General features: G+C 47.9%; 3 protein-coding genes. 1 reads left to right on the plus strand and 2 read right to left on the minus strand.

The window, feature by feature from the left end:
* Window positions 1–466: 466 nt before the first annotated feature.
* Both FD28_RS02110 and FD28_RS02115 read right to left on the minus strand, forming a co-directional pair.
* Window positions 467–1,240, minus strand: a complete 774-nt coding sequence (locus FD28_RS02110) for an ABC transporter permease (RefSeq protein ID WP_057732120.1) — start codon at window positions 1,238–1,240, stop codon at window positions 467–469.
* Window positions 1,241–1,243: 3 nt separating this feature from the next.
* Window positions 1,244–2,146 carry an ABC transporter ATP-binding protein gene (locus FD28_RS02115; protein ID WP_235806830.1) on the minus strand — a complete coding sequence of 301 codons (903 nt, stop codon included), beginning with the start codon at window positions 2,144–2,146 and terminating at the stop codon, window positions 1,244–1,246.
* Window positions 2,147–2,288: 142 nt separating this feature from the next.
* On the opposite strand from FD28_RS02115, the gene FD28_RS02120 reads away from it, so the two are divergent.
* Window positions 2,289–2,873, plus strand: coding sequence for a helix-turn-helix domain-containing protein (locus FD28_RS02120; protein WP_057732124.1), 585 nt, complete (start codon window positions 2,289–2,291; stop codon window positions 2,871–2,873).
* Window positions 2,874–3,479: the final 606 nt, after the last annotated feature.

A 3,479-nucleotide genomic window follows, 5' to 3' on the forward strand; every position in this document is an offset into this window, starting at 1 on the left:
TATCAAACCGCCCTACACATATTTGGTTTGTCGAAACAATGTTCAGTTTTCAAAGGCCTACAGCGTCATCTGCTCTCACAGACAACTTAATAATCATATCATTTTAACAATATGATGTCAACAAGAAATTTTAAGACATATTTCTTAGTTGCTTGCCGCCCTAATGAAGCAGCTCAATTAATATACCATTTAGCTAACCTGCTTGTCAACAAGCAATTTAACTTTTTAAATTAATGAGTCGCTGTCGTAAAAGACAACTTAGATAATATACCATGCACATCATCTTACTGTCAACAAAAATTCCAAATTAATATTGTCAGCTCTTCACCATTGTTGGCAGCGCCGCCAGGGTCGGTCCTCACGACCCCCATGTCACGGACCAGAAGTTTCTTTTGGTAGCATGTCGCCGTGACGCTTTCCATCCTGTCTAATTTGCAAATTCGGTTTCCGGCCAGCCATCCCCAATCTAAATCTGCCGTCTCGAAAAAATCACTGCCCCCACCCCAACAAAACACAGCGCCCACACAAGATTGCCGACACTCAACTGCTGAATCGTCAAATGCGTCACGTTTTGCTGATAACTGGGATTGCCATACTCCTCCTGCAGGAAGAACATGTTAAACGGATTCCATTTCATCAGAGGAACCAGCGACTTAAATGACTGCAATAGCAAACTGGATACCCCTTCCCCCATGAAACAGGCACCTACCCCAATAGCAATTGCCGCCGCACTATTACGACTGAAACTCGCGAGTAAAAAAACCAGTCCAACAATCATCACGCCCCCATACATGTCCAACAACGCATTGGTGACCAGATTAGCCAACAGCGACTGATGATAGAGATAACTGGTCTGCCAGTGAAGGCCCCGACCAGCACCAACTTTGAGCAATAGCGTCACGACGACGGCCAACCCATGAAGTAGCAGGCTATACCCGAGAACTAGCACATACTTGCCCACAAATATCGTCCAGCGATGATTCACCTGGGTAGCCAGTTGTTTGATCGTCCCGTACTCGAATTCCATTGTCACACAACCGCTGCCAATCACAATGATGAGAATCGTCAACCATTGAAACCCGCCATACGCTGATGAAATGTAAAACTTCTGATCACCACTTGATGCGCCATGTGCCGTCATGGCTAGTCCCCCCATTAAGAGGGTCAAGATGACTGGTGCGAGCCACGCTATTCGTTGATGTCTGAATTTGAAAATTTCCTGCTTGATTAATTGTCCCATGACCTATGCCTTCCCTTCTGCCAACAACCGTAATAAAACGGTCTCTAAGTCTTCCCGCTGCTGATCCACCTTTGAAATTTGGACATCTGCGGCGAAGAGCCTGCGCAGTAAGGGGGTCAACGCCACCGACGCCGTCACGATCAAATCCGTACCGCGCTGGATTACCGGATAGTCCGCCTGTAAAAGAATCTGCAAAGCACGCGCATTCTCCGTTGTTTGGATGACTAATGACTGTCGAGCAGACTCCTGCAGCTGCGCCATCGTTCGCTGTAGCCGAACCTGTCCCTGATCAACGAGGATGACCGTATCAATGACCTTTTCCAGTTCACTCAAAATATGACTGGAAATTAAGAAAGTGGTCCCCTCCCCTGCTAATTGGCCAATTAACTCACGCAGTCGCTTAACTGATTGTGGATCTAGTCCATTCATGGGTTCATCCAATATGACCAATTGTGGTCGGCCAACCAACGCCATAGCAATTCCCAACTTCTGTTTCATTCCTAACGAATACCGTTTGGCCGGTTGATGAATATATCCCGTCATCTGCAAGGCCTGCACCACCCACATCATTTGCTCCACGGAATTCGTCATCAACTGAAGATGTTGCCAGCCACTCAGAAACGGATAAATCGCTGGACGTTCGATGAGCGCACCTACCTGTTGGGTCACGACAGTATGAGTTGTGACCGAAACGGGTTGCCCCAAGATCTGAACATTGCCAGCATCCGCTACCAGCAGTCCCAATAATTCTTTCATAATGGTCGTTTTGCCTGCACCATTGGGGCCGACTAAACCCACAACCTCACCGGTGGAAAATTCAAAATTCACATCACACAAGACGATTCGATGGCCGAACTTTTTCCGTAGCCCGGTTACCTGAACCATTTTCTCTTGCCTACGTTGCACTGGACTTCATCTCCTCTATTCCCTTTTATCCTACCCGTTCAAATCCCCGAGTGATACGGATGCTAGCGAGAATAGCTTGCTATTTTCTGCTGATTCTTTATGCTAGAGTTAATAGTAATTGTTAAGGAAGTGAGACGCCCCCATGGCATCGACAGAACTAGGCGCACGTTTAAAAAAATTCCGGCAAACGAAGCAGCTGACCCAAACGGCACTGGCAGACCAACTTCACGTGTCGCGTCAAACCATCTCCAGCTGGGAGACTGGTCGAAACCAACCGGACATCGCCACCATTACACAATTAGCCACGCTGTATGCTGTCCCAGTAGATGACCTCTTACAAGATGCCAGTACGATGACCACGGCGAAACAAGCTGACCATACAAGCCCCAGCCTATTAATGATCCTGCTCGGGGTTCTCTTGGTGGAGCGCATCACCCAATTTTCAACTTTCCCTGGCCTCTATTGGATGGACTTCCTCATCCTCCTGCTAATCAGTCTCCTGGGTAACTTGGGTTTTGCCCATCGCCACCCGAACGTTTGGACGAAACGCGTACATTGGATTGGCTTGACGGTATTTGCCGTGCTCAGTCTCGTTAGTGGGAGTATCAACGCCTTTAATATGGGCTTTGGCCTAATGACGACCTGCCAATTCAGCGGTCTGGTAGTTGTCATCGTACTGGCCCGAAAGTACTGGCTATCTCGATCGGTTGAGGCTAGACAACGTTAGCGTGACTGTCATATCATTTCGATAAGCGATATCTAGATAATCAAATAGCCAGCAGTATGGGTGTGTAATCCCATATTGCTGGCTATTTAGCATCTCTTAGGAATAGATTCCCGTAATTTAAAGGTTATCTCTTCTTCAGGGGCTCGTTTGTCTCACCCGACCCCTTTATTCTCCTAACTATCCGCAGTGCGACTTCGCTGACACCACCTGATTAGTGGGAACACGGAAGCGTCACAAACGCGAGCCGCGTGATTTTAGTTCATGCGACTATCTATGGTTGGCCTCGACCGTAACGCAAGCCGAGGGCCGCCAGCCACTAATGCGTTGCGTCAAACCAATGATTAGTTGAATGGCGTTTATCTGATTGAATACCTTGTCAGGTTCCTTCATGCCACGTTCAGCAAAACAACCGCTCAACTAACCAGCTGATGACGAACCGTTTCCTACTGACGGCATTGCACGGATCAGTTTTCTTCTGACACCGACGAGTAGCCAGGCAGTCTGTCGCTGCGGTCATGCACCACGGCCTGGCGTTTTTAAATTTCTATACAAAAAGAACCCAATCACTGGGTTCTTTACTTCGCGTGGCAACGTCCTATCCTCGCA

Origin of the sequence: Levilactobacillus hammesii DSM 16381 (genome assembly GCF_001434395.1) — a bacterium.
Classification (GTDB): domain Bacteria; phylum Bacillota; class Bacilli; order Lactobacillales; family Lactobacillaceae; genus Levilactobacillus; species Levilactobacillus hammesii.